The following is a 26,908-nucleotide window of genomic DNA, read 5'->3' on the forward strand; positions in this document are numbered from 1 at the left end:
GGTCGCGTCATCAGCACTTGGGCAGATGTAATCAACCGCGCTAACCTGGGTATGGAAGTAATGCACGAGCGTAACGCTCACAACTTCCCTCTAGACTTGGCTGCTGGCGATCTTGCTCCTGTAGCTCTTACCGCTCCTGCTATCAACGGTTAATTCTGAAGTTTAGATAAATAAGAGAGCGCCCTCTATTACCAGAGGGCGCTTTCTTAATTTGTATAGGTATAAAGATAGGCTATACGCCAAACATTCCGAGTACCAAAGCATAAAAATGAACTTTTGCACAAACTCTAGGTAAAATACATAAGCCTCATCCTTTTTCTTTAAGATAATGGGCAACACTTTTGGTCATCTATTTCGTATAACTACTTTTGGTGAATCTCACGGTGGTGGTGTGGGAGTTGTGATTGATGGTTGTCCTCCGCAACTAGAAATTTCGGCAGAAGAAATTCAAGTAGAATTAGATAGAAGGCGTCCGGGACAAAGTAAAATCACGACACCTCGCAAAGAAGCCGATACCTGCGAGATTTTATCAGGTGTATTTGAAGGTAAAACATTAGGAACGCCTATAGGGATTTTGGTACGGAACAAAGATACTCGTTCGCAAGACTATGACGAGATGTCCGAGAAGTATCGCCCTTCTCATGCGGATGCAACTTATGATGCAAAATATGGCATTCGCAATTGGCAAGGCGGGGGTAGGTCGTCAGCGCGTGAGACAATTGGCAGAGTAGCAGCAGGTGCTATCGCTAAAAAAATTCTCCGTCAAGTTGCCAATGTTGAAGTTATTGGTTACGTCAAGCGCATCAAAGACTTGGAAGGTATAGTCGATCCAAATACTGTGACTTTAGAACAAGTTGAAAGCAACATTGTTCGCTGTCCCGATGCTGAATGTGGCGATCGCATGATTGAATTAATTGAGCAAGTTGGTAGACAAGGTGATTCTATCGGCGGTGTCGTAGAATGTGTGGCGCGTAATGTGCCGAAAGGTTTGGGCGAACCAGTATTTGATAAATTGGAAGCTGATATCGCTAAAGGAGTGATGTCTCTGCCGGCTAGCAAAGGCTTTGAAATTGGTTCCGGTTTTGGAGGGACCCTGTTAACAGGAATTGAGCATAACGACGAATATTATATTGATGAAAATGGTGAAATTCGCACTGTAACTAACCGTTCTGGTGGTATTCAGGGGGGAATTTCCAACGGAGAAAATATCATTTTACGAGTTGCATTTAAGCCAACGGCGACAATTAGAAAAGAGCAAAAAACAGTAACTCGTGAAGGTGAAGAAACGCTATTGGCTGCTAAAGGACGACACGATCCTTGTGTGTTACCGCGTGCAGTTCCAATGGTTGAGGCGATGGTGGCACTGGTGTTGTGTGACCATTTATTACGACATCATGGACAGTGTAAGGTGTTGTAGGGATTATACTTTGACTTTTAGAAAATATTTATGCTTCGAGGGCGGGTTTCTGACTCGCCCTTTTTTACTAGTATTGCTATAGTAGCAGATAACACATTTAACTACGTGCGATCGCATCTGTTAGCAATATGGGTAAAGAGTCTCAAAATCGGTTAAAACACTTTGCTGCTTTAAAGTCCAAGTACCAAGCAACTCAATATCAAAATTCATCACCCGCTAGTCTGTTGTATCTCATACTGCGTAAAGTTGACTTAGGAATTGAACTCAGTCACTTAGAATTTAATTGGTTGAAAGAGTATAAGCTTATTGAAACTTTAAAAGCTATCAAGCAAGAGCAAGAACATAGATTCCAAGAATTTGGAAATTTAGAATTTGAGTTCTCCAAATTACAATCTAAGTACAAAGCTACAAAGCATGACGTTTCTTGGCAATCTAGTCATCTGTATTTGATACTTTTGAAACTTGAGTCAGAAAATTTAGTCACTGATTCAGATGTTAAATGGCTTAGAACAAACGGTTTAGATGAGACGAATAAAATTGCTCAAGAGGTAAACCGATTTACTCAACTTAAATCTAAGTACAAAGCTACTCAATATCAAGACTCATATCCTGAGAGTAAACTGTATCAAATACTGACAAAGTTAGATGTTACAGAGTGTTTAAGTAATTCTGAATATAATTGGCTTATCAATAACCAACTCTTGGAAACAGCAGAAATTTTTAAGCAGCAGGAGTCAGAAAAAGAAGCTCACTTTGCTCAATTACGAGATAAATTCCAGGCAAATAAACACCTAGATTTATCTTTATCAAGTCCACTATATTCAATACTGCAAAATATTGATACCAAAAATAATTTGAGTGATTCTGAGATTAACTGGTTAGAACAGCAAGAACTTAGCGAAACAATTGCCATTGCTCAAGAATTGGAACAAACACGAGAATTTGCTGCCTTGAGACTTAAGTATAAAGCAACTGAGTATCAGGATTCATCGCCCAAGAGTCACCTGTATAAAATTCTTAAAAGACTTGAGTTGTCGAATCAGTTAGGTGAACAGGACATTAACTTCCTCAAAAAACGCAAGCTGACTGAAATTATAGAAATTGCAAATAAAAAATATGTTTCTATCCTAAAATCTAAAATAGATTCAGGAGAACTACTTAATGAGTCAGAAATTAAGTTGTTGAAAAATAATAGATGTGAAGATATAATTATTTTTGCTAAAGAAAAGCACTTTGCAGCTTTGAAATTAAAATATGATGTTTTAGGCTATAAAGATAAATTACACACCAGTATTTTATACACAATTTTGCAAAAGTTTGAGTTAAAAGAGCGACTAGAACCGACAGATGTTGCTTGGCTTCAAGAGACTAAAATTAAAGTGCCTCAACCAACATATAGTTATTACAGGTGGCAAAAAGAGCCTCAGGAGCAAGAGACTAAATTATTCTCTGGTAAGATTTGGATTGCTTATCACACAATTGAAGCAAATTTCTATGAACAGGAGTTTCAACGCACTGATAACAAATGGAACTTAGCAAATGCTAGTAGCCATTGGCGTAAAGCAGATGAACCAGAACAGGCATTGCAACTGACGAATAATTTGGAATTAGAGAAAATAAAAGAAAATAAACTAAAGTCAGCTTTGCTAACTAGCAGAGGTGGAGCTTTTCGAGATATTGATAAATTAGATAAAGCAGAAAATTGTGCCCGTCAAGCTATTGAATATCAACCAAAAAGCCATCACCCTTATACTTTAATGGGGGCTATTTGTTTTGAACGACATCAATATTCAGATGGTGAATATTGGTTTAAAGAAGCAATCAAACGTGGTGCTAATCCTAGAAATATGGATTCTGAAATCAAGCGAGTATTGAAAAATACTAAGGATGAAAGCAAGCGTCAGCAAGTGATAAACTACCTACTAAATAAAGATCCACAACGGTATGCTTGGGCAAAGTCTTATATCAAAAATTCAAATAATAAAATCTGAATCAGAAAAGCAAAAGATAAACTAAGTAAACTTTAATGTAATGCAAGTGTTACTCTAGCGTTACACTACAAATGAATTGCTCTGGTTGCATCGCATGGATTTTATTACAATTTTAGGATTAGCTGCCGCCACAATAACCACAATCTCTTTTTTGCCACAAATGTTTAAAACTTGGCGAACAAAATCAGCAAAAGATGTTTCTTTGGTGACGCTGATTACATTCATAAGTGGTGTTTTTTTGTGGCTAGTCTATGGAATTTATTTACAATCCTTGCCAATTATTCTTGCTAACGCCATAACATTAATTTTTAACTTAATTATTCTATGGCTTAAAATTAAATATAGATAAACTTGCCTCTAATAAATACCTGTGACATCATCTGTATTTGACTCTGAACGCCTTCTCTTTACTCCCGATACCCCAGACACCAACGCTATCCCCGTAATCTTCGCCTTTCCGAATGAGTACAGTGTAGGTATTACAAGCCTTGGCTATCAGGTAGTGTGGGCAACCTTGGCAATGCGTGATGATGTGCAGGTAAGTCGCCTGTTTACCGATACTCACGAACAACTCCCTAGAACGCCGGAAATTGTAGGATTTTCTATTTCGTGGGAACTGGATTATGTGAATATTTTGAATTTGCTGGAATCTTTAGAAATTCCGATTCGGGCAACCTCTCGTGATGATTCTCATGCGATAATTTTTGGTGGTGGCCCCGTTCTCACCGCTAACCCCGAACCTTTTGCAGATTTTTTTGATGTCATTTTGCTGGGGGATGGTGAAACCCTGTTAGGGAATTTTATTGAGGCTTACAAAGAAGTGAGAAATGCCTCAAGACAAATTCAACTAAAAAGACTTGCACAAATACCAGGAATTTATGTACCTAGTTTGTATGAGGTGGAATATCACACAAAAGATGGTGAAGTAAAGTCTATTAAACCAATTTCTCCCGAAATTCCCGCAGTGGTGCAAAAGCAAACTTATAGAGGAAATACCCTATCGGCATCTACTGTAGTCACCGAAAAAGCGGCATGGGAAAATATTTACATGGTGGAAGTGGTGAGAAGTTGTCCAGAAATGTGCCGCTTTTGTTTAGCGAGTTATCTTACACTGCCTTTTAGAACAGCCAGTCTGGAAGATTCATTAATTCCAGCGATCGCCAAAGGTTTAGAAGTCACAAATCGGTTAGGATTATTGGGGGCTTCAGTAACTCAACATCCAGAATTTGAGGTGTTGCTAGATTATATTAGTCAGCCAAAGTATGATGATGTCCGTCTCAGTATTGCCTCAGTCCGAACTAATACTGTAACAGTGCAGTTAGCAGAAACTTTGACAAAACGAGACACGCGATCGCTTACCATTGCAGTAGAAAGTGGTTCCGAGAAAATCCGCCAAATCGTCAATAAAAAACTGCATAACGACGAAATTATCCAAGCAGCGATAAATGCTAAAGTTGGCGGCTTAAAAAGCTTGAAACTCTACGGAATGGCAGGAATTCCTGGTGAAGAAGCAGAAGATTTAGAGCAAACCGTGGTGATGATGCGTAATATCAAAAAAGCTGCGCCAGGATTACGCTTAACATACGGATGCAGCACCTTTGTACCCAAAGCACACACACCGTTTCAATGGTTTGGGGTAAATCGCCAAGCCGAAAAGCGGTTGCAGCTTTTGCAAAAACAGCTAAAACCGCAGGGGATAGAATTTCGCCCAGAAAGCTATAATTGGTCGATTATACAGGCTTTATTATCGAGAGGCGATCGCAGACTCTCCCAGCTTCTCGAACTTACTCGTGACTTTGGCGATTCCTTGGGTAGCTACAAACGTGCTTTCAAGCAACTCAAAGGGCAAATCCCCGACTTAGATTTCTACGTCCACGCCGAATGGTCAACAGAACAAGTATTACCTTGGAGCCACTTGCAAGGGCCTCTGCCACAGTCTACACTACTAAAGCATTTGGCTGATGCTCAGAGTTATATCAATCCATCCCCAAAAGAATTACAGCCAGTACTGGGGACTAGAAACTAGGGACTGGGGACTAGGAATTAAAAGTTAGTACTCAACACCCAGTCCCCAATACCCATGAATTCATAGCTGAAAACTTGATGCAAAACACAGCTGAGTATTACTGCGCTTATTGCGGCGAACCGAACTTAACTTTTATTGATTTGAGTGCTGGAGGACAGCAATCTTACGTTGAAGATTGTCAAGTTTGTTGTAACCCAAATGTTTTGTATGTGCGGGTTGATGAAGATACCCTAGATATCGAAATTGATACTGAATCTGAAAGCTGAATTTTAGGTTTTTCTTTCCATGCTGCAATTTAAACATTCCTCAGTAATTAATGCCTCACCAGAAGTAGTTTGGAAATTTCACGAAAGGCCAGATATTTTACAACTGTTGAATCCACCTTGGCAGCCAGTGCAAGTGGTTCGTCGTGAAGGAGGGTTAAACGTGGGCGCTATCACCGAATTTCGTTTGTTTCTCGGCCCATTACCCTTAACTTGGTTAGCGCGTCATACTGAATGTGAAAAATATCGCCTGTTTACTGACGAACAGATATCTGGCCCCTTTGAATCTTGGATACATCGACATGAATTTGAAGCGGAAAATGGCAAAACCAGATTAACTGACGCTATTTCCTTCTCTATGCCTGGTGGAGGAGGAGTTGAATTTGTCAGTGGTTGGCTAGTGCAAGCGCAATTAGAAGCAATGTTTCGCTACCGCCACTATGTGACTAAACGAGAATGCGAGTGATTATGAGCATTCTCTTGTAGTAAGTGGCTCCGGATTTTTAGCATACTAGGAGCCATATTTATTATTTTATGTTTATTAATCTGGATAAGAAAAACCAATAATTTCTCTAATTTCGATTATATTTTTTTGACAATATAAATATTATTTCGCTGTCTTTCCTGAAAAGCTTGAAAATCTCATTCTTAGAGTTGGGATTTAATCTTGAGTGTGAACTTAGGAGCGATCGCTTGCCAACAATCGCTTTCTAGCTTACATTAGTTTGGGATCTCAACAGCTACAGTGTGATGCACGAATTACTACACTTGATTCCCTACTCTTGCTGCTGATTCTGTTACTGTCTTTTTGCCAAGCTTCAGCTGTTTCAAAAATCCTATATTAAAAATACTAGTTATCAAAATTACTTATTTCTCAGTATTATAACTTATACAAATCAACCTCTAAACCAAAAACTATTTTTGGTATAGCGGTTGTATGTGTAATAATAGTCCAAGCAACTTAATATTTCTAAACATCTTAAAGTGTTGGCACTATCCGATGCAAAACACTTACCACTAATAGAGTTTTCTGGCTGGTGGTTAGTGCTTTTTATGGTGACTATATTTTAGGAATTTTCACCTGAATACTAGACAGAGTAAAAGCGTGATTCAATTAGAACAACCACCCAGCCATGAAACAAAACTGACCCCAGTAGTGAAAAGTGAATCTCAGTTTCAAGGACTTTTCATTGCTATTGTTATTATTAGTGCATGGGTCATTAGCTTAAGTTTATTACTTACCCTTGATATCTCAAAATTACAATTTTGGATAATATTGCCTAGCATAGCTTGGCAAACATTTTTATATACAGGATTGTTTATTACATCTCATGATGCTATGCATGGGGTAGTCTTTCCCCAGAACAGCAAAATTAATCATTTTATTGGGACATTAACCCTATCTCTTTATGGTCTTTTACCATATAAAAAATTATTAAAAAAGCATTGGTTACACCACCAAAATCCAGCAACTCAAATCGACCCAGACTTTCATAATGGTGAACATAAAAACTTCTTTGCTTGGTATTTCTATTTTATGAAAGGTTACTGGAGTTGGGGACAAATTATCGCTCTAACTCTTATATATCAGTTTGCTAATCGTATCCTTCATATACCCCATGCTAATCTAATAACTTTTTGGACACTTCCTTCGCTTCTAAGTTCATTCCAATTATTTTATTTTGGTACTTTCCTTCCACATAGTGAACCAATTACAGGTTATATTCAACCTCACTATGCCCAAACGATTAGCCGTCCAATTTGGTGGTCATTTATCACCTGCTATCATTTCGGCTATCATGAAGAACATCACGAGTATCCCCATGTTCCTTGGTGGCAGTTACCAGAAATTTATAAAGCAAAATAGTTCTTATTTATTTAATAAATAATTAGGCATGAATAATTAAAAGTTTCTAGTCAGCGTTTCTAATCTTTAAAATAAGTCTGGGGCTGCTTACTAAAAACAAATTTATTCTGCTTATGCCAATTAATAATTCTCGTCTTGTAACCTATAGCCCTGCTTATACAATCGTTCCCACTTACGAGTGCTTTAATCGCTGTAGTTACTGCAACTTTCGCAGCGAACCGGGTAAAAGTCCGTGGATGAGTCTTTCAGATGCAGACAGTATTTTAAAACCACTTCAAAGCGAAAAAGTCTGTGAAATTCTCATACTTAGCGGTGAAGTACATCCTCATTCGCCAAAGCGTCAGGCGTGGTTTGAGCGGATTTATGATTTGTGTGAATTAGCGCTTTCAATGGGGTTTTTACCTCATACAAACGCGGGGCCACTGAGTTTTGCAGAAATGCAAAAGCTCAAGCGTGTGAATGTTTCGATGGGGCTGATGTTGGAACAGTTAACGCCAACATTGTTAAATAGTGTACATCGGCACGCACCGAGTAAATTACCAGAAGTTCGTTTACAGCAATTGCAATGGGCGGGAGAGTTGCAGATTCCTTTTACAACTGGGTTACTGTTGGGAATTGGGGAAACTGTAGATGATTGGTGGGAAACATTAACAGCTATATCTCAACTGCATCAACGTTATCACCACATTCAAGAAGTTATCTTGCAACCTCATAGTCCAGGATATCAGCAAACCTTTGATGCACCACTTTTTGACCCCCATCAGTTACCAGAAGTAATTGCTAAAGCACGTCAGATTTTACCGCCAGATATTACTATTCAAATTCCGCCGAATTTAATTAAAGATGACCGATGGTTACTCGCTTGTATCGAAGCTGGTGCGCGAGATTTGGGTGGAATAGGGCCAAAAGATGAGGTGAATCCTGATTATCCTCATGTTCAGGAGCAGGTATTGAGAGAAATTTTACAGCCTGCGGGGTGGGAATTGATGCCCCGTTTGCCAGTTTATCCGCAATTTGATGGCTGGTTGTCAGGGGAATTACAGAAATTGGTGAATCGGTGGCGAAAAACTTTAACTCCGGCTTCTCTTTTACAAGGATAGGGGAGTAAAGATTTTTCCATTTCCTAGAGTTTCTTTATTAATGAGTCTTTGAACTCCATTAATAAACCTCTTACATAAGTCGAATAGACCCCCCTTAATCCCCCCTTATAAAGGGGGGAAACTTAAAATCTTGCCCCCTCCCCTTAACAAGGGGAGGGTTGGGGAGGGGTGATTCAAAGATTTTTGCAAGAGGTCTACTGAGTATTTGAACTTCATTAAAGAGTCTTTGAGCTTCATTAATGAGTATTTGAACTCCTTTAATGAGTATTTGAACTCCTTTAATGAGTCTTTAATACTCGTTAACGAGTCTTTGAGCTTCATTAATGAGTCTTTGATACTAGTCAACGAGTATCAGAACTTCACTAATGAATTTTAGGGCTGCTGATTACCCAATCCCCAGTCCCTAGTCCCCGCGCCAACTTGCGTTATCATCGCACTAAACTGGTAAATTCACCTATGGTTCAGGATTTTGCAACTTTAAAAAAGATATACAACGTTTTTGACCCATTTCGTCCCTTGCCCGCAGGAGACCCGGCTTATGTCGATTGTCAGGAGGTGCGAGGAGATGGCGACATTTTGGTAGAGGTGGGTAGAGAGATTTTGTTGTCAGACAGAAAGACTTGTCAACTTTATGCTGGACATCGTGGTGCAGGCAAATCAACAGAATTGCTGCGTCTTCAGAAATATTTAAACGAGCAAGGTTGCTTTGTTGTCTATTTTGCCGCCGATGAACAAGATATCGAGCCGGAAGATGCCCAATATACAGATATTCTTCTTGCTTGTACACGACGTTTATTAGAAGCATTAAAAGATAACGCTAATTCTGAACCTTTGGTGTCATGGTTGAAAAGCCGCTGGCATGATTTAAAAGATTTGCTACCTGATGTATCTTTAGAAGGTCTGGAGGTAGAGAAGGAAATTTCTCTTTTTGCCAAAATCACAGCAAAATTGAGAACCGAACCTAGTCTCCGCCACAAAATCCGTGAACGACTTAACCCCCACACCCAAACTTTGATTTTGGCTTTGAATCAATTTATTGAAGATGCAAAAAAACGCTTACCTTCGGAATATTCTCAATTGGTAGTCATCGCTGATAATCTAGATCGAATTGTACCCATAACGCAGGAAGATGGACGCAGCAATCACGAACATATTTTTTTAGACCGTAGCGAACAACTCAAAGCTTTAAATTGCCATCTAATTTATACAGTACCGATTTCATTGGTGTTCTCTAACCGCGCTACAGATTTACGAGATATCTATGGTAGTGATGCTCAAGTTTTACCAATGATTATGGTGCAAACTCCTGAAAATAAAAGTTATCAACGAGGAATTAATAAAGTCCAAGAATTGTTGCAAAAGCGGGTGAGTCAGATTGACCCTAACCTTTCTATCACAAATATGTTTCAGCAGCCAGAAGCCTTACAGCAACTATGCTTAATGAGTGGAGGTCATGTACGGAATTTGCTATTGTTAATGAAGGAAGCAATTAAATATACTAATAATCTACCCATTACGACTAGAGCTTTACAACGGTCAATTAGCGAAACTAGAATTACCTACCGCAATACAGTTTATGCAGATGAATGGCAAGCACTAGCCAAAGTTTATCATTCTAAACAAATAGTGAATGATGAACAACACCGTAACTTATTATTCAATCGCTGTATTTTGGAATATCGCCACCGTGATAAAGAAGAACAAATTCAATGTTGGTATGATATTCATCCTTTAATTAAAGGAATTAAAGAATTTCAGGATGCTTTTGCTAATTTGAACCTTAACGAGACACAGCTTGATGAAACTGGAACTAACTGATTGGGATAAAGATTTACCACTGGAACCAGATGAAGAATATCAAGCTTTAGTCCGTACTCTGAACTTTACAGAAGGTTTTGGCTTGTTATTTGCTCGTTGTTCTCCGGCTGAGGGTGAGCAGTTAATTGGCAAAGTTAAAGAACAAATTACAAATAAAAATATTGAGGTTTTGCGATTAAAGCAAGCTGTTACTAATTTATATGAAATTATAGACAAATTAGATAACAAAGAGCAGATAGATATTTTATTTATTACAGGTTTAGAGTATTCATTTTATGAATATGAAGAATCTAAAAGATTGACAGACTGGAATAGTAGAGATATTTATTCATATAGTTGGAAGAGTGTACCGCCTGTTTTAATTAACCTGAATCAACAGCGAGAACGTTTTAGAGATAGCTTTAATATTTGTTTTGTTTTCTTTCTACCTCTATTTGCTATTAAATATTTTATTCAACGCGCCCCAGACTTCTTTGACTGGCGTTCGGGGTTGTTTGACTTTCCTATAGATGCAGAAACTCTCAAGCAGGAATCATCACGTATACTCCAGGATGGAGACTATGAAAAATATCTCACGCTAACACCAGAAGAAAGAACTCAAAAAATACTAGAAATTCAGGAATTGCTTGCAGAAAATCATCAAGTAACTAGTAGCCAAACAGAATTACTGTTTGAACTGGGAAATTTGCATTCTAGTGGACAAGATTATACGAAAGCGATCGCATCCTTCGACCAAGCACTGAAATTTAAACCAGATTTACACGAAGCTTGGTACAATCGCGGTTATGCGCTAAGAAATTTAGGACGTACTGAAGAAGCGATCGCATCCTACGACCAAGCACTGAAATTTAAACAAGATTACCACGAAGCTTGGAACAATCGCGGCTACGCGCTAAGAAATTTAGGACGCACTGAAGAAGCGATCGCATCCTACGACCAAGCACTGAAATTTAAACCAGATTACCACCAAGCTTGGTACAATCGCGGTTATGCGCTAAGAAATTTAGGACGCACTGAAGAAGCGATCGCATCCTACGACCAAGCGCTGAAATTTAAACCAGATTTACACGAAGCTTGGAACAATCGCGGCAATGCGCTAAGAAATTTAGGACGCTACCAAGAAGCGATCACATCCTATGACCAAGCACTGAAATTTAAATCAGATGACCACGAAGCTTGGAACAATCGCGGCATTGCGCTAAGAAATTTAGGACGCACTGAAGAAGCGATCGCATCCTACGACCAAACACTGAAAATTAAACTAGATGACCATCAAGCTTGGAACAATCGCGGCAATGCGCTAAGAAATTTAGGACGCTACCAAGAAGCGATCGCATCCTACGACCAAGCACTGAAATTTAAACCTGATTACCACCAAGCTTTGTACAATCGCGGCATTGCGCTAATAAATTTAGGACGTTACCAAGAAGCGCTCGCATCCTACGACCAAGCACTGAAATTTAAACCTGATTACCACCAAGCTTGGAACAATCGCGGCATTGCGCTAATAAATTTAGGACGCTACCAAGAAGCGATCGCATCCTACGACCAAGCACTGAAATTTAAACCTGATTACCACGAAGCTTGGAACAATCGCGGCTATGCGCTAATAAATTTAGGACGCACTGAAGAGGCGATCGCATCCTACGACCAAGCACTGAAATTTAAACCAGATTATCCAAGCCCTTTCTACAACAAAGCTTGCTATTATGCGCTTCAAGGTAATATTGAGCAAGCCCTGGAAAATCTACAACAAACAATTAATCTGAATCCTGATAAATATCGAGAGATGGCAAAAAGTGAATCAGATTTTGATGGTATCCGGGAAGATAAACGCTTTCAATTTTTAATTCAATAACCGCTAGAAAGACTCAACTAATGTAGCGATGAATTTAGCGACCGACTTCACACATTGACTGAAAATACTAACTGAAATTAAAAGCGATCGTCCGTAAATGAATTAGACTAACATTATGAAAATCCTAACTAACAGTTATGCAAAATGAATTGACTACTCTGACTTATGAAATTGAACTAAAACCAGGAGAGAAATTGAATCTCCCAGAATCAATACTGGAAAATATAACTACAGGACGCTGGCTAATCACCATCCAACAAAAAGCGGAAGAACCCAAAAGCACCCGCAACCATAACGCTTTTTTGAACGGTTACGCACTAGAAGACGAAGGACTTTATGACGACTATCCAAGCAGGTGAGTTTTGGGTAGCAGATATTCCATTCACTAGCGGTGGCAGTTCTAAAAAGCGCCCCGTGCTTGTATTGTGGATAGATGGAAATGATGTTGTAGTAGCAGTAGTCACATCTACAAAACCACGCACACAAACTGATGTACCTTTAAATGATTGGGCTGCAAGTGGCTTGCGTGTTGCTTCAACCGTGCGTCTATCTCGATTAAATTGCTTAGAACAATTTTTGTTGCTGGCTAAAATAGGACAAATTTATGAATTAGATGCAAAGCATTTAAAAGAAGTATGGGATTTGCATATCAAGCCTCAATTTTAAGCAACTTAAATTAAAAGCGATCGCTACAAATTTATCTTTATTCAAAGACAGTGTGAATAGAAACCATTGCTCGACGGGGTACATAGCATTACCACCAAAATCGCTTCAAATAAATATCCATTGTGAACTAATTACTAACGCATCCCTCAAAGGAGAGAGATAGGAGCCTAAACCCTGTTGTAAAATAGACATATAAGGATTCGGGGGGCCATTTAACTGGTCATAAACGCCTATAGAAACTATTTTTGGAAATCTCCAAGGTCTGAAGTCCAGCCAGCTGAAGCAACTACAGCGGCTGTATCACCAGCGCATACCAGGCGATCGCATCACCACGCCTGAGTTTTCCCAGCGTATGGCAGCAATTAGCACAGAAGTCAATCAGCCTGTGTGCGCCTACATCAACCGTCGCGGACAAGTGATTCGCGTCGGGGTAGGCACACCGCGCCAAACGCAAATACCACCCCTGGAATTGCCCCGTTACGGTGCAGAACGACTCAGTGGTATTCGTTGTATTGCCACCCATCTGAAGCCAGAACCGCCCAATGAAGCGGCACTCACGGCTATGGCACTGCAACGCTTAGATGCCCTAGTTGTCCTAAACATTACCGGAACCGGATTTACACGGCGGGGCGGCGGTTCGACTGGGTACGTCAAAGAAGCTTATTTAGCTCATCTGACACCCCAAGACTCTCGCACCCTAATTCCTAGTCCTGCTGCTGTCAAAGTAGAGGAAAGCCAATTCGGCTTCGCTCCCTCTAAACAAATCCAATCCCCAAGTTGGAATATATCGCCACCTCTGGACTTGGACGATCTGGCAGACCAGGATTTAGTAGACTTGGTAGAAAATCTGGAAGCGGAATTCCAGCGCGAATATGTCGCCCAGGAAGTAGATGCTGACCACGATCGCGTGCTGATTGTGGGGCTGATGACCAGTGAGATGACTCTCATACAATTCCAGGACACCCTATTAGAATTGGGGCGTTTAGTTGATACTGCTGGGGGAGATGTATTACAAACAATACAACAAAAGCGATCGCGCGTTCATCCCCAGACGGTAGTTGGCGAAGGTAAGGTGCAAGAAATTGCCCTAACTGCCCAAACACTAGGAGTCAACCTCGTTGTCTTCGACCGCGACCTTTCACCTTCCCAAGTCCGCAACTTAGAAATGCAAATTGGTATCCGGGTGGTTGACCGCACGGAAGTAATTTTGGATATCTTTGCCCAACGCGCTCAATCTCGTGCCGGGAAGTTGCAAGTAGAACTAGCACAGTTAGAATACATGCAACCGCGACTCGCTGGTAGAGGTCGCACAATGTCCCGCTTGGGTGGTGGTATTGGGACTCGTGGCCCTGGTGAAACTAAACTGGAAACTGAACGCCGTGCTATTGGGCAGCGTATTTCTCGACTGCAAAAAGAAGTCGATCAGTTGCAAGCCCATCGTTCGCGGTTACGGCAGCGACGGCAGCATCAAGAAGTCCCTTCGGTGGCTTTGGTTGGATATACCAACGCTGGTAAGTCCACTTTGCTAAATGCTCTCACTAATGCAGAAGTTTATACAGCCGACCAGCTATTCGCCACTCTCGATCCCACGACGCGCCGCTTAGTAATTCCTCATGGCGAAACAAATGAACATCAGGAAATTCTGATTACAGATACAGTAGGGTTTATACACGAACTACCTGCATCATTAATGGATGCCTTCCGTGCCACCTTAGAGGAAGTTACAGAAGCCGATGCCCTACTACATTTGGTAGATTTGTCTCACCCTGCTTGGTTGCGTCATATTCGCTCAGTTAGGGAAATCTTGGCGCAAATGCCAATAACTCCAGGCCCGGCACTGGTTGTTTTTAATAAGATTGATGAAGCCGATAGTGAGACACTGGCTCTCGCTAGGGAAGAATTTCCCTTAGCAGTATTTATTTCTGCGAGTCAGCGCTTGGGATTAGAAACTCTACGTCAGCGCCTTGCCAAGCTGATTGAATACGCCGTTGATTCTCAGTAAATACTGAAAGAAATTTTTAATATCTAGTTTAAAATGCCGTAGTTAATAGTAACTATGGCATTTTCTATCCCACATTCCGCAAGTGCGATCGCGATCGCCATAATTAATGTTTACGCATGTCGTTAACCTTTCTTCCTCCTCCTATACAACAAATCAACAGCGAAATCTCCTGTAACGCTGGTGTCGATCTGTATGTGCTGCGCCTGGATCTCATGCACCCGTGGGTTAACGGCAACAAGTGGTTTAAGCTGAAATACAATCTTTTGGAGGCCAAAGAGAAAAATTTCACAACGCTGCTAACTTTTGGTGGCGCTTATTCTAATCATATCTATGCAACTGCGGCGGCTGGTAATCTTTTCGGTTTTCGCACCATTGGTGTAATTCGTGGGGAGGAGAGGCTACCATTAAACCCGACGCTGAGTTTTGCTGTACAACAGGGTATGCAGCTTGTGTATCTGAACCGCCAGATGTATCGACAGCGCGATACACCAGCGTTAGAGGAATATCTGCGACAAAGGTTCGGTGAGGTATTTATCATTCCCGAAGGTGGGAGTAATTTAAATGGTGTGCGCGGCTGCACAGAGATAATTGGTGATGCGATGCCTACGACTGGCTACGCCTACGCATTTGATCGTATCTGCGTAGCCTGCGGTACAGCTACCACACTAGCAGGAATTGTGCTTTCGTTGCATGAAGGACAAAGAGCGATCGCTTTTCCCGTATTGAAAAATGGGGTATTTCTCGCACAAGAAATTGAAACTTTGTTGACAAATTACCTTGCCTCTGATTTGCCTGCACCATATAGTTCTCCCTCTGACTGGGAATTGATATGTGATTACCACTTTGGCGGCTATGCAAAGGTGAACGACGAGTTAATACTGTTCAGCCAGCAGTTTACACAACAACATGACGTACCCCTTGATTACGTATATACTGCCAAAATGTTTTATGGAGTAATGGATTTACTACAGCAAGGGTTTTTTTGTAGAGGCGACTCCTTGCTGCTGGTACACACAGGCGGCTTACAGGGCAACGTGGGTATAGAAGAAAAGTTGCAGGGATTTTCTAAAATCTGAGTTGCCACTTAATTCAACGTCAGTTCGACGGTGAGAAAAAGCCAAAAAGCTTGCTAAAGTCTACCTACTCACCAATCAATCACGTTCCCTTGAATTTTCGCAAACGATGCAAGCATCCCAGTTAAAAATTACTTAATAAAAATCCTATTCATTCAAAAAACTGGCCTTAATTAAAGCCAGTTTTTTGATTTTATTGTAAACTTCTAGCGGATTTAGGGCCGAGTATTAACGGAACACACTTGAGAAGATATTATTAAGCTTTCTCATTAAAATGTCAAGATTTTATGAATTATTTCCCCAAAGTTTGCCATCATATATCGCAATTTCCCTTAAATTCTCAGGCTGTGCTTCTAAACTCTTGTCACCAAAATGCTGATTCATCAAGGCGGGAACTTGTGCAGCTTGAATTCGACTATGGCGTGTTTTATCTGGCATAACTAAATTCGGCCCAGCTTTACAGTTCTTCATACAACCAGTGCCCTTAATTGTAACTTGGTCTTCTAAACCGCGATCGCTTAAAGCCGCCTCCAACGCTTGACAAAGTGCTTTACCACCACGTTTCATACAATCAGACTTTTGACACACCAAAATCGTGGCCTTTGTCTTATCTGGTTTTAGCTTGACATTATCAGTAGATGGAGGTTCGTGTGGTGCAGCGATGGTTTGAACTGCCGCTATTTTAGAACGCGCCGCTATCACACGTTCAGCTTTAAGTGTAACTTTGTCTTTTTTTATATCGTATTCTTTATAACCAACAACTTGTAGCCAAGTACCTGCTGGTAGCCGCAAGTCAAAAGCAGTCCGTAAATGTTTAGCGAGTTTAACGTAGCATTCACCCTCATGAGTGGCCAGTAGTAAACCTTTGAGCTTATAGCCGTCTTTAATAACAAAATCTATAAATCTACCCTCAAGGCGAAATTCTGAGACTTCCATCTTGTGAGATCCACCCATTTTTAACCTCCTTTTAATTAATACAAACTATTAAGCGAGATATTCTCAGCAGCTAAAGATTAGAACTGTTTGTAGCGACTTTTCCAGCAACACTCAAGAGTCCAAATCTGGTCTTGACGAGAGGCTGTAAGTTGCCGTACTACACTCCAAAGTTGAACAGCCGCAGTCGGATTGCTAATTTCAACTTTTAATGGCTGGTTAGCCGCACAACTACAAGGAATGTCTAACTCCTCTAGACGTTGATAGACTTGCCAGCGATCTACCCAATTCACCTCTACAAGGTGGTTTATTTGTATTTCTGAACTATACGATTTCAAGAGAATTGCCCTCAAAATGCAACCAACTTGCAGTAACTACGGCCATTTAACTCCCTGCTTTTTGAAAGTCTAAGTAGTCTAGTCTCTTCAAACCAGCATACCTTAAGTGCAAACAATTCTCATTAATTTTGGAAAAAAAAATAAAATTTTTGTAATCATCCGGTGAGAGAGATGAAAAGGATGACCAGGACAATCAGGGTAAGGAGGTATTTACTCTTCTATCTCCTCTTACTTTCTTGGAGATAAGCACTGCGCACTTAAGTAATCATCTCAATAATAATGAGAAATATACACAACTTGATGAACTTACCATAATTCAGCAAACGATAAACTTCAGAATTTTAGTAAGCAAAAATACAAAATCTTGTGATGGCAAATTGGCTTGCTCTGATTGTTAAAATGCTAATATGTAAACAATGAGCAGTTAAAATCATATAATTGCTAAATAGCGAGGAGAACAATGTCTGAAACGCAAACTTTGTTACGGAATTTTGGTCATGTATATGACAATCCTGTGTTGCTGGATCACAGCGTAACTGCTCCAGTTACAGAAGGATTTAACGTTATATTAGCTAGTTTCCAGGCACTGTACTTGCAGTACCAAAAGCATCATTTTGTAGTTGAAGGCTCAGAATTTTACTCTCTGCATGAGTTTTTTAACGAAAGCTACAACGAAGTCCAAGACCACGTTCATGAAATTGGCGAACGTTTGGATGGACTGGGTGGTGTGCCAGTAGCTACCTTCAGCAAATTGGCAGAATTAACCTGTTTTGAGCAAGAGTCTGAAGGCGTATATTCCTCTCGCCAAATGGTAGAAAATGACCTAGCTGCCGAACAAGCAATTATTGGTGTAATTCGTCGTCAAGCTGCTCAGGCAGAGAGTTTAGGCGATAGAGGCACACGCTATCTGTACGAAAAGATTTTGTTGAAAACTGAGGAACGTGCATATCATTTATCTCATTTCCTCGCCAAAGACAGCTTAACTTTAGGGTTTGTCCAAGCCGCTCAAAGCTAAAATTATCATAATTCAGATTTGTCTACCTAGACTCAAAGAAAAAGTTGGCAGTCCAACTATTAAAATATTATAAAAAATGGCAGAGAATGGGACACCTGATTTCTCTGCCATTTTTCATCGAAGTAAACATATTTATCTAATGTTTCAATGTTGAAAATATTTAGCAATTAGCTAATTTAGATAAATTTTTATCTAAGTAATTTATTTGTGCATAAAAAAGCAGACGGATATATACCAAAATAAATCATCATCTATCGCCAGGTTCATCAGATTAAATAATAAAAATTCGCAAAAACTTTAAAAATTTGAGGAGCTTAATTAAATAAAATAAGAAATACAAAATAATTATTAGGCATTGAGAAGAGACAAAGTAGACAAGGAAGAGAGGGGAGAGAAGGGAGAGACTTGTTCAATAATTCACCTTTGTCCCCTTTGTCTTCCTTGTCCCCTGCTCCCCTGCTCCCCACTCCTTCCTATCATCAAACTTAGAAAACTTAATAATAAAAAGCACCATAGGGGGTAAAGACCCTTAAAATGATCAGGATTTGTATTCTCGTATTCCAAGGCAACGACTATGCCCCGCCGTGACGACCTCCGGAAGATTCTACTGTTAGGCTCTGGCCCAATTGTGATTGGACAAGCCTGTGAGTTTGACTACTCTGGCACTCAAGCCTGTAAAGCACTCCGAGAAGAAGGCTATGAAGTGGTTTTGGTCAACTCCAACCCTGCGACGATTATGACCGACCCGGAAACGGCCGATCGCACTTACATTGAGCCGCTGACGCCGGAATTGGTCGAAAAAGTCATCGAAAAAGAACGCCCTGATGCTCTACTACCAACGATGGGAGGACAAACTGCCCTCAATCTCGCCGTTGCTTTAGCCAAAAAAGGGGTGTTGGAAAAGTACGGTGTTGAGTTAATTGGCGCTAAACTCCCAGCAATCGAAAAAGCCGAAGATCGAAAGCTGTTTGGTGAAGCAATGGCAAGGATTGGGGTAGCTGTTTGTCCTAGCGATACAGCCGAATCTTTACAAGAAGCCAAAGCTGTTGCCCGCCAAATTGGTAGTTATCCTTTAATTATTCGTCCAGCTTTCACAATGGGTGGAAGTGGCGGCGGCATTGCCTACAACCAAGAAGAATTTGAAGAAATGGCACAGGTAGGTATAGATGCCAGCCCTGTTTCGCAAATTCTCATTGACCAGTCTTTACTCGGCTGGAAAGAATATGAACTCGAAGTGATGCGTGACTTGGCAGATAACGTGGTAATTATCTGTTCCATCGAAAACCTTGACCCGATGGGCATTCACACTGGAGACTCTATCACCGTCGCTCCCGCGCAAACCCTCACTGATAAAGAATATCAAAGGCTGCGGGATAAGGCAATTAAAATCATCCGTGAGATCGGTGTGGAAACTGGCGGTTCTAACATTCAATTTGCTATCAATCCTGTCACTGGCGATGTGGTGGTCATTGAGATGAACCCGCGCGTTTCCCGTAGTTCAGCCTTAGCTTCTAAAGCTACGGGTTTCCCTATTGCCAAGATGGCCGCAAAGCTAGCAGTAGGCTACACCTTGGATGAAATTAAAAATGACATCACCAAGAAAACTCCGGCGTCCTTTGAACCAACAATTGACTATGTGGTAACAAAAATTCCCCGCTTCGCCTTTGAAAAATTCCCCGGTTCCGATCCAGTGCTGACAACCCAAATGAAATCTGTGGGGGAAGCAATGGCAATTGGGCGCACATTCAACGAATCCTTTCAAAAGGCGCTGCGATCGCTTGAAACCGGACGCGCTGGTTGGGGTTGCGATCGAGCCGAAAAATTACCCAGTGGCGAACAAATTCGCGCTCAACTGCGGACACCTAACCCCGATCGCATTTTCTCCGTGCGTCATGCCTTGCAACTAGGAATTAGTGCTGAGGAAATCTACGAACTGACTGGTATTGACCCGTGGTTTCTAGATAAATTTCAGCAACTCCTAGATGTCGAGAAATTCCTCAAGCGGACACCTTTACAGCAATTGACAAAAGAACAACTTTATGAAGTGAAGCGGGACGGATATAGCGATCGCCAGATTGCTTACGCCACCAAAACCACTGAAGATGAAGTTCGCGCCTACCGCAAACAACTAGGAATCATCCCAGTTTATAAAACAGTAGATACCTGCGCTGCTGAGTTTGAAGCCTTTACCCCCTATTATTATTCTACCTACGAAGAAGAAACAGAGGTTTTGCCTGTAACCAAGCCAAAAGTGTTGATTTTAGGTGGTGGCCCCAACCGCATTGGACAGGGAATTGAGTTTGACTATTGTTGTTGTCACGCCGCCTATGCTTTGAAGAATGCGGGGTATGAGACGATTATGGTCAACTCTAACCCAGAGACAGTTTCGACAGACTACGATACCAGCGATCGCCTTTATTTTGAGCCTTTAACAAAAGAAGATGTCCTTAATATTATCGAAACTGAAAATCCAGTTGGGGTGATAATCCAGTTTGGCGGGCAAACACCATTGAAATTAGCATTACCCTTACAGGAGTATTTGCAGAGATTAGGGACTGGGAACTGGGGACTGGGGACTGGGGACTGGGGACTGGGGACTGGGGAGATTTCCCAATCCCCAATTTCCAAAATTTGGGGCACATCGCCAGATTCCATTGACATGGCAGAGAACCGGGAGCGGTTTGAAAAGATTCTCCAACAGTTGAATATTGCCCAACCCCCTAATGGTATTGCTCGGAGTTATGAAGACGCGGTGATTGTCGCCAAACGCATTGGTTATCCAGTGGTGGTGCGTCCCAGCTATGTGTTGGGGGGACGGGCAATGGAAATCGTTTATTCTGATGCTGAGTTAGAACGCTACATGACCTTTGCGGTACTCGTGGAACCAGAACATCCGATTTTGATTGATAAGTTTTTGGAAAACGCAATTGAAGTCGATGTCGATGCGATCGCCGATCATACAGGACGGGTAGTAATTGGTGGTATTATGGAACACATCGAGAAAGCGGGTATTCATTCAGGAGATTCCGCTTGTTCCTTACCTTCCATTTCCCTATCACCAGCAGTTCTCAATCAGATTCGCACTTGGACGATACAGCTAGCACAAGCATTGTCAGTCGTAGGGTTAATGAATATTCAATTTGCTGTTGTCGGCGCAAGCAGTTATTCTCCCCAAGTTTACATTCTAGAAGCTAATCCCCGCGCTTCTCGCACAGTGCCATTTGTATCTAAAGCTACGGGCGTACAGTTAGCGAAACTAGCATCCTTAATCATGTCGGGCAAAACCTTAGAGGAGCTAGATTTTACAGAGGAAGTTATTCCCACACATATTGCTGTAAAAGAAGCAGTGTTACCCTTTAACAAATTCCCAGGAACTGATACAATATTGGGCCCAGAAATGAGATCCACTGGTGAGGTGATGGGGATTGACAGCGACTTTGGCCGTGCCTTTGCCAAAGCGGAGATGGGTGCTGGGGAGCGTTTACCGTTAACGGGAACTCTATTTGTATCAATGAGCGATCGCGATAAAGCTGCTGCAAGTGGTGTGGTGAAGGAATTTATCGATTTGGGCTTTACAGTGATGGCTACCCTTGGTACACGCCGGGTTCTTCTCGAACAGGGGTTAAATGTTGAATTAGTGTTAAAACTACATGAAGGTCGTCCCCACGTCCTAGATGCGATCAAAAACCAGAAAATCCAACTTATTATCAATACACCATCAGGAGAAGAAGCTCAGACTGATGCTAGGTTAATCCGCCGCACAGCCTTAGCTTACAAAATTCCCATCATTACTACCATCGCTGGTGCAAAAGCTACCCTTGCCGCTATCCGTTCCTTACAAAATACGACTTTGGATGTAAAAACTATCCAAGAGTACTGCCCAATCACAAAGGACTAGGGATTAGGGACTAGGGATTAGGGACTAGGAAAAAGTTTTTTGAATACTTAATACCTAATTCCCAGTCACCAATCCCCATTGCCCCTTATCCCCAGAGGGGGCCCCGAGTTCCCCAGCCCCAGAAAAAATTAAACAATTGTTAGAAGAGAATGAATATATTTCTCATTGAGATACTTTAACAAATATGAGGAAAATTATTTGAACTAGATAACTTCTTAAATTGACTTTTAGTCAGCCTTAAGATATGGGGAATGGTGCATGAACTGGAAAAACCAGGAAATTTCACGTCGCCATCTAGCCAAAATCTTCTCATAAATGTTACAATTGTTAATATGATTTCCATAAAAAAATGTTTAAAAAGCAACCTTTTATCTAACTGTAGATACTTGTGAAAAGTAGGAAATAACTGTAGTTTTAGCAGTTAAGAAGCCTAAATTTGATTATTATGAGCAGCCGAGTTTCTCAGGCGCGTAAGTTGCAAACCGTAGTATAGGTTTCCAGTCTGACTGGGTAAAACCCTAATAAATAAACAAAGCATCTATCCCTTAATGACCCTACCGCCAAACCCATCATTATCAAAGAGTAGCGCCATGAAGACCGCTCAGACAGCCACAGACCTCGTGCGGACTTACCTGCGTGAGATTGGCCGTGTGCCACTCTTAACCCACGAGGAAGAGATTTTCTATGGTAAACAGGTGCAACGTTCCTGCGCTTTGCACGAATCAAAGGAATCTCTTGCCACCCAGCTAGGTCACCAACCAACTCTAGAAGAGTGGGCTAAAGCGACAAACCTAGAACCAGCAGAGTTGAACGAAGTGATCGCAGATGGTGAAATTGCCAAGCGCAAGATGGTAGAAGCCAATTTGCGGCTGGTAGTCTCCGTTGCTAAAAAATACATTAAGCGCAACGTCGATTTACTGGATTTGATCCAAGAAGGTAGTATTGGTATGCAACGTGGTGTAGAAAAGTTTGACCCTACCAAAGGGTACAGATTTTCTACTTATGCCTATTGGTGGATTCGGCAAGCGATTACTCGTGCTATTGCCGAAAAAGCTCGTACAATTCGGCTGCCGATCCATATTACCGAAAAATTAAATAAGATTAAAAAGGCACAGCGCCAATTGTCTCAAAAGTTGGGACGCGCTCCTACGGCTGGGGAGCTAGCTCAAGAATTAGAATTGACCCCCAAACAAGTACGAGAGTATTTAGAAAAGGCGCGTTTGCCCCTTTCCTTGGATTTGCGGCTGGGTGATAACTACGACACCGAACTTGGAGAAATGCTGGAAGATCCAGGCGCTTCTCCCGAAGAGTTTGTTATGCAATCCTCCCTATCTTATGACTTAGATCGCCTGATGGGCGATCTCACACCACAACAAAGGGAAGTAATTACGTTACGCTTTGGCTTAACTGATGGGCAAGCCCTGACTTTGGCTAGAATTGGTGAAATACTGAACATCAGCCGAGAACGAGTCAGACAAATTGAGCGAGAAGCTTTAAGCAAACTTCGCAAATCTAAAGCCAACATGGATGAATATTTGGCAAGTTAGCAGTAAGGAGTGATGAGTTTTTAATTAACTCTCCACTCCTTATTTATTGGGGTGAGAAAATACGCTGACTTTGGTACGGTTACACCTACTTCCACTCTGACGCTAGGCTGTTACATTAGTTGACAGGAAGACAAAATAACTAAGTCAAATCCAAAATAGACATTTAATATTAAAATCACAAGCACCGCAGCTAATAGTGGTAGTTAAGGAGCTAAAAAATGAGTAACTCATCCAATCGTGTCTCAGAATTTTTTAATAGCGAATCAGAAACTAACGATTTATTATGGCAGTACGTTAAATCCTTAAGTCCAGAAACAGTTACCCAGCTATCCAAACCCACGTCTGCCGAAGTCTTTCAAGTGATGGAACGGAATATTACAGGACTATTAGGTAATCTACCTTCAGAACACTTTGGTGTTACTGTAACCACAAATCGGGAAAATCTAGGTAGACTTCTTGCTTCTGCAATGATTAGTGGTTATTTCTTGCGTAACGCTGAACAGAGAATGAATTTTGAAATGGCTCTACAAGGAGCTGAAACTGACAACAGCGAAATTGAATAGAAATCTAAAATTTGGGAAATCCAATTAATAATCTTGAGCTGATAGCTAGTTATAGTTACGGCGATACGAATTGAAAATAAGTCTCTGCGAAATCTTTGCTGCTAATTCCCGATTATACATCAGCTAAGTTTTTTAAAATATCCAAAATAGTGACGAATTCAGGTTGAAATATTAAACGCAGAAGAACGCGGAGTCTTTGATTTCGCTTCTCTGTAAACTCCTGTAATTTTGTGATTAATTCAATCAATTATATGTATATGATATCAAGCTAGTTAGGTATAACTCCCGAATCTATGCATAAAGGCAGAAAACTCCTTCCCTCTAAGCCTCTAGGGCATTAACAATAAATTTTTAATCAGACATGATATTAGAGGTGTATTTGTAGATGATTAATGCACATTTGTGGATAAACGAACAGTGCTAGATCACTTTTGCAACGCCATAAATCTAAACTCGGCAGATTTACAACTAGTCTGCCGAGTTTTATTATTAGTAGGACTTACGCATGAGTTACGGAATAACGAACCGCAGAGAAGTTAGTGCGCCCTTGCGGTTAAGAGACTTGTTCGCTTTTAGCGTTCCCGTAGGGTAGCAACTCGCGCGACACGCAGAGAAGTCGGAGCGGCGGCTTCCGCCGATCTGAACTTCGGTGGAAATCAGAGTTTGAGAGATATTTTGCGTAAGTCCTAATTAGTTAAGAGTCAAAATTCAGGAATTTTTTCCCTACTCCCCATTCAATTATGAGTGAAAGCAGTTCTTTCCCACCCCATAAAATCATTGGTGTTGCAGTAATTTGGAATGACCAAAAGCAAATTTTAATCGACCGTCGTCGTCCAGAAGGAGCGATGGGTGGTTTGTGGGAATTTCCTGGTGGTAAAATAGAGCCAGGTGAAACTATCCAAGAATGTATTCAACGAGAAATTTTTGAAGAACTGGGAATAGTAATTGAAGTGGGAGAGCATCTGATTACTATTGACCACAGCTATACAAACTTGCGCGTTACTCTCACAGTACATCACTGCCGACATGTTACAGGTGTCCCCCAACCTTTAGAATCCGATGAAATTCGCTGGGTAACTTTGGAAGAACTGGAGCAGTTTACTTTTCCAAAAGCAAATATTCAAATTATTGCTGCATTAAAAGAAAGTGGGGAGTAGGGGAGCAGAGGAGAATAATTAATAACTAATGACTAATCCCGTAACAATCTATTAATTGCATCAGGTTGAGTCCCGCAATTTTCTACAATAGGCGCAGGACTTTGATTTAAGGTGTCAGCAAATAAATGCCTAAAACTGTTGCCGATGTGATGAGCCGCGATCCTATTATTGTTCGGGAGGAAACTCCACTCAATGAAGCTATCCAAATTCTCGCAGAACGCCATATCAGCGGACTACCTGTTGTGGACGATCTCGGTAAATTGGTGGGCATTATTTCGGAAACCGATTTGATGTGGCAAGAAACTGGTGTTACTCCACCTGCGTACATTATGTTTCTTGATAGTGTTATCTATTTAAAAAATCCTGCTACGTATGAACGTGATTTGCATAAGGCTTTAGGACAAACTGTTGGGGAAGTGATGAGTAAAAACCCGATCGCTATTTCCCCTGATAAAACTTTAAAAGAAGCAGCTACAATCATGCACGATCGCAGCGTTCACCGCTTGCCAGTACTTGATGGTACAGATCAAGTAATTGGTATTCTTACTCGTGGTGATGTTATTCGGGCAATGGCTGCTAGTCAAGATTAGTCAAAAATAGAGACGCCATTAATCGCGTCTGTCTTTTTTATACATTTGAAAATCAAGGATAACTAAATGAGTATTACTCCGGAGTCTGTTAAGCAATTGCTCAGTTCTGAGGATTTAGGCGATCGCTTACGTGCTGTAAATCAAATCCGCCAATTGGAACCAGCCATTGGCTTTGAATTAATTCAAAGTGCGATTGGCGATCGCAATTCTCGTGTCCGTTACTCAGCAGTGAGTCAAATGGATACACTTGGAACCCAAGATTTACAGTTATCCTTAGATATCTTGCGCGATCGCTTACTTAATGATTCCGAAGTAGATGTACAAGCAGCAGCAGCAGACTGTTTGGGTGCTTTAAAGTTAAGCGAAGCTTTTGAAGATTTACAGCAGCTTTATCATACAACCGATGAATGGCTAATACAATTCAGTATTATTGCTACGTTGGGTGAGTTGGGCGATCCGCGAGCCTTTGAACTACTCAAAGAGGCACTCTCATCAGAAAACGAATTAGTCCAAACTGCTGCTATTAGTTCTTTGGGTGACTTGGGAGATGTACAAGCTATTTCTCTGTTGGCTCCCTATGCTAGCAATCCAGATTGGCAAATTCGTTACAGACTTGTACAAGCTTTGGCTCGTTTGGATAATCCAGAAGCCAAATCTATATTAGAAACTCTAGCTAATGATGAAGTAGATGCGATCGCAAGCGAAGCCAAAAATTCTTTGCAGTCAGTTTAAGTCTATCTAATATAGCAGGAGGCAGGAGGTAAAACTATTGCTAACTCTCTTCTT

The 26,908-nt window shown here is 41.0% G+C and carries 24 protein-coding genes and 1 pseudogene; 22 read left to right on the forward strand and 3 right to left on the reverse strand.

Annotated features, from left to right (window positions below):
• From V7K79_RS04055 to V7K79_RS04065, 3 genes and pseudogenes are all read left to right on the forward strand, one after another.
• Nucleotides 1-153, forward strand: a pseudogene (locus V7K79_RS04055) (photosystem II q(b) protein); the annotation flags it as partial.
• Between the two features lie 175 nt (nt 154-328).
• Nucleotides 329-1,417 carry a chorismate synthase gene (aroC, locus tag V7K79_RS04060; protein WP_335044960.1) on the forward strand — a complete coding sequence of 363 codons (1,089 nt, stop codon included), beginning with the start codon at nt 329-331 and terminating at the stop codon, nt 1,415-1,417.
• Nucleotides 1,418-1,545: 128 nt separating this feature from the next.
• Entirely contained in the window at nt 1,546-3,408 is a 1,863-nt protein-coding gene (locus tag V7K79_RS04065; RefSeq protein WP_335044961.1) for a tetratricopeptide repeat protein, read from the forward strand.
• Nucleotides 3,409-3,468: 60 nt separating this feature from the next.
• Here V7K79_RS04065 and V7K79_RS04070 read toward each other — a convergent pair whose 3' ends face one another.
• Nucleotides 3,469-3,633 (reverse strand): hypothetical protein, encoded by a 165-nt coding sequence (locus V7K79_RS04070; RefSeq protein WP_335045227.1) that lies wholly within the window; start codon nt 3,631-3,633, stop codon nt 3,469-3,471.
• On the opposite strand from V7K79_RS04070, the gene V7K79_RS04075 reads away from it, so the two are divergent.
• The 12 genes from V7K79_RS04075 (at nt 3,560) to V7K79_RS04130 (ending at nt 16,084) form a co-directional block, all read left to right on the forward strand.
• Nucleotides 3,560-3,757, forward strand: coding sequence for a SemiSWEET transporter (locus V7K79_RS04075; RefSeq protein WP_335045206.1), 198 nt, complete (start codon nt 3,560-3,562; stop codon nt 3,755-3,757). The two genes, V7K79_RS04070 and V7K79_RS04075, sit on opposite strands and share 74 nt — an antisense overlap.
• A 21-nt stretch (nt 3,758-3,778) precedes the next feature.
• Nucleotides 3,779-5,434 carry a B12-binding domain-containing radical SAM protein gene (locus tag V7K79_RS04080; protein WP_335044962.1) on the forward strand — a complete coding sequence of 552 codons (1,656 nt, stop codon included), beginning with the start codon at nt 3,779-3,781 and terminating at the stop codon, nt 5,432-5,434.
• A 77-nt stretch (nt 5,435-5,511) separates the two neighbouring features.
• Nucleotides 5,512-5,700 (forward strand): CPXCG motif-containing cysteine-rich protein, encoded by a 189-nt coding sequence (locus V7K79_RS04085; protein ID WP_334860686.1) that lies wholly within the window; start codon nt 5,512-5,514, stop codon nt 5,698-5,700.
• 19 nt (nt 5,701-5,719) lie between these two features.
• Nucleotides 5,720-6,163 carry an SRPBCC family protein gene (locus tag V7K79_RS04090; RefSeq protein WP_335044964.1) on the forward strand — a complete coding sequence of 148 codons (444 nt, stop codon included), beginning with the start codon at nt 5,720-5,722 and terminating at the stop codon, nt 6,161-6,163.
• 639 nt (nt 6,164-6,802) lie between these two features.
• Nucleotides 6,803-7,564 carry a beta-carotene ketolase CrtW gene (gene crtW / locus V7K79_RS04095; protein WP_335044966.1) on the forward strand — a complete coding sequence of 254 codons (762 nt, stop codon included), beginning with the start codon at nt 6,803-6,805 and terminating at the stop codon, nt 7,562-7,564.
• A gap of 113 nt (nt 7,565-7,677) precedes the next feature.
• A complete protein-coding gene (gene cofG / locus V7K79_RS04100) occupies nt 7,678-8,664 on the forward strand; it encodes a 7,8-didemethyl-8-hydroxy-5-deazariboflavin synthase subunit CofG (RefSeq protein ID WP_335044968.1) in 987 nt (328 codons plus the stop codon).
• 456 nt (nt 8,665-9,120) lie between these two features.
• The gene (locus V7K79_RS04105; protein WP_335044969.1) at nt 9,121-10,482 is read left to right on the forward strand and encodes an ATP-binding protein; all 1,362 of its coding nucleotides are present in this window, start codon (nt 9,121-9,123) and stop codon (nt 10,480-10,482) included.
• Nucleotides 10,463-12,340 (forward strand): tetratricopeptide repeat protein, encoded by a 1,878-nt coding sequence (locus V7K79_RS04110; RefSeq protein ID WP_335044970.1) that lies wholly within the window; start codon nt 10,463-10,465, stop codon nt 12,338-12,340. Before V7K79_RS04105 ends, V7K79_RS04110 begins: the two co-directional genes overlap by 20 nt.
• A gap of 137 nt (nt 12,341-12,477) precedes the next feature.
• A complete protein-coding gene (locus tag V7K79_RS04115) occupies nt 12,478-12,699 on the forward strand; it encodes a hypothetical protein (RefSeq protein ID WP_335044971.1) in 222 nt (73 codons plus the stop codon).
• Nucleotides 12,677-13,006: a type II toxin-antitoxin system PemK/MazF family toxin gene (locus V7K79_RS04120; RefSeq protein WP_335044972.1), complete on the forward strand. Its 330-nt coding sequence runs from the start codon at nt 12,677-12,679 to the stop codon at nt 13,004-13,006. Before V7K79_RS04115 ends, V7K79_RS04120 begins: the two co-directional genes overlap by 23 nt.
• A 232-nt stretch (nt 13,007-13,238) precedes the next feature.
• Complete coding sequence (hflX, locus tag V7K79_RS04125) at nt 13,239-15,008, forward strand: GTPase HflX (RefSeq protein ID WP_335045208.1); 1,770 nt, start codon at nt 13,239-13,241, stop codon at nt 15,006-15,008.
• A gap of 116 nt (nt 15,009-15,124) precedes the next feature.
• Complete coding sequence (locus tag V7K79_RS04130; protein WP_335044973.1) at nt 15,125-16,084, forward strand: 1-aminocyclopropane-1-carboxylate deaminase/D-cysteine desulfhydrase; 960 nt, start codon at nt 15,125-15,127, stop codon at nt 16,082-16,084.
• 282 nt (nt 16,085-16,366) lie between these two features.
• Here the strand turns inward: V7K79_RS04130 and V7K79_RS04135 are convergent, their stop codons facing one another.
• Entirely contained in the window at nt 16,367-17,035 is a 669-nt protein-coding gene (locus V7K79_RS04135; protein ID WP_335044974.1) for a (2Fe-2S) ferredoxin domain-containing protein, read from the reverse strand.
• A gap of 59 nt (nt 17,036-17,094) precedes the next feature.
• The gene (locus V7K79_RS04140; RefSeq protein ID WP_335044975.1) at nt 17,095-17,352 is read right to left on the reverse strand and encodes an Asr1405/Asl0597 family protein; all 258 of its coding nucleotides are present in this window, start codon (nt 17,350-17,352) and stop codon (nt 17,095-17,097) included.
• 460 nt (nt 17,353-17,812) lie between these two features.
• On the opposite strand from V7K79_RS04140, the gene V7K79_RS04145 reads away from it, so the two are divergent.
• The 7 genes from V7K79_RS04145 (at nt 17,813) to nblB (ending at nt 26,854) form a co-directional block, all read left to right on the forward strand.
• On the forward strand, nt 17,813-18,367 hold the full coding sequence (locus V7K79_RS04145) for a Dps family protein (RefSeq protein ID WP_335044976.1): 555 nt from the start codon (nt 17,813-17,815) through the stop codon (nt 18,365-18,367).
• Nucleotides 18,368-18,941: 574 nt separating this feature from the next.
• Nucleotides 18,942-22,265, forward strand: coding sequence for a carbamoyl-phosphate synthase large subunit (carB, locus tag V7K79_RS04150; protein WP_335044977.1), 3,324 nt, complete (start codon nt 18,942-18,944; stop codon nt 22,263-22,265).
• A gap of 590 nt (nt 22,266-22,855) precedes the next feature.
• Nucleotides 22,856-23,812, forward strand: coding sequence for an RNA polymerase sigma factor, RpoD/SigA family (locus V7K79_RS04155; RefSeq protein ID WP_335044978.1), 957 nt, complete (start codon nt 22,856-22,858; stop codon nt 23,810-23,812).
• Between the two features lie 218 nt (nt 23,813-24,030).
• On the forward strand, nt 24,031-24,375 hold the full coding sequence (locus V7K79_RS04160; protein WP_335044979.1) for a DUF760 domain-containing protein: 345 nt from the start codon (nt 24,031-24,033) through the stop codon (nt 24,373-24,375).
• 740 nt (nt 24,376-25,115) lie between these two features.
• Nucleotides 25,116-25,532 carry an 8-oxo-dGTP diphosphatase MutT gene (mutT, locus tag V7K79_RS04165; RefSeq protein WP_335044980.1) on the forward strand — a complete coding sequence of 139 codons (417 nt, stop codon included), beginning with the start codon at nt 25,116-25,118 and terminating at the stop codon, nt 25,530-25,532.
• 125 nt (nt 25,533-25,657) lie between these two features.
• Complete coding sequence (locus V7K79_RS04170; protein WP_335044981.1) at nt 25,658-26,122, forward strand: CBS domain-containing protein; 465 nt, start codon at nt 25,658-25,660, stop codon at nt 26,120-26,122.
• 66 nt (nt 26,123-26,188) lie between these two features.
• Nucleotides 26,189-26,854, forward strand: coding sequence for a phycobilisome degradation protein NblB (nblB, locus tag V7K79_RS04175; protein WP_335044982.1), 666 nt, complete (start codon nt 26,189-26,191; stop codon nt 26,852-26,854).
• The last annotated feature ends 54 nt before the right edge of the window (nt 26,855-26,908 follow it).

It is taken from the genome of Nostoc sp. (assembly GCF_036917575.1).
Lineage (GTDB): Bacteria > Cyanobacteriota > Cyanobacteriia > Cyanobacteriales > Nostocaceae > Nostoc.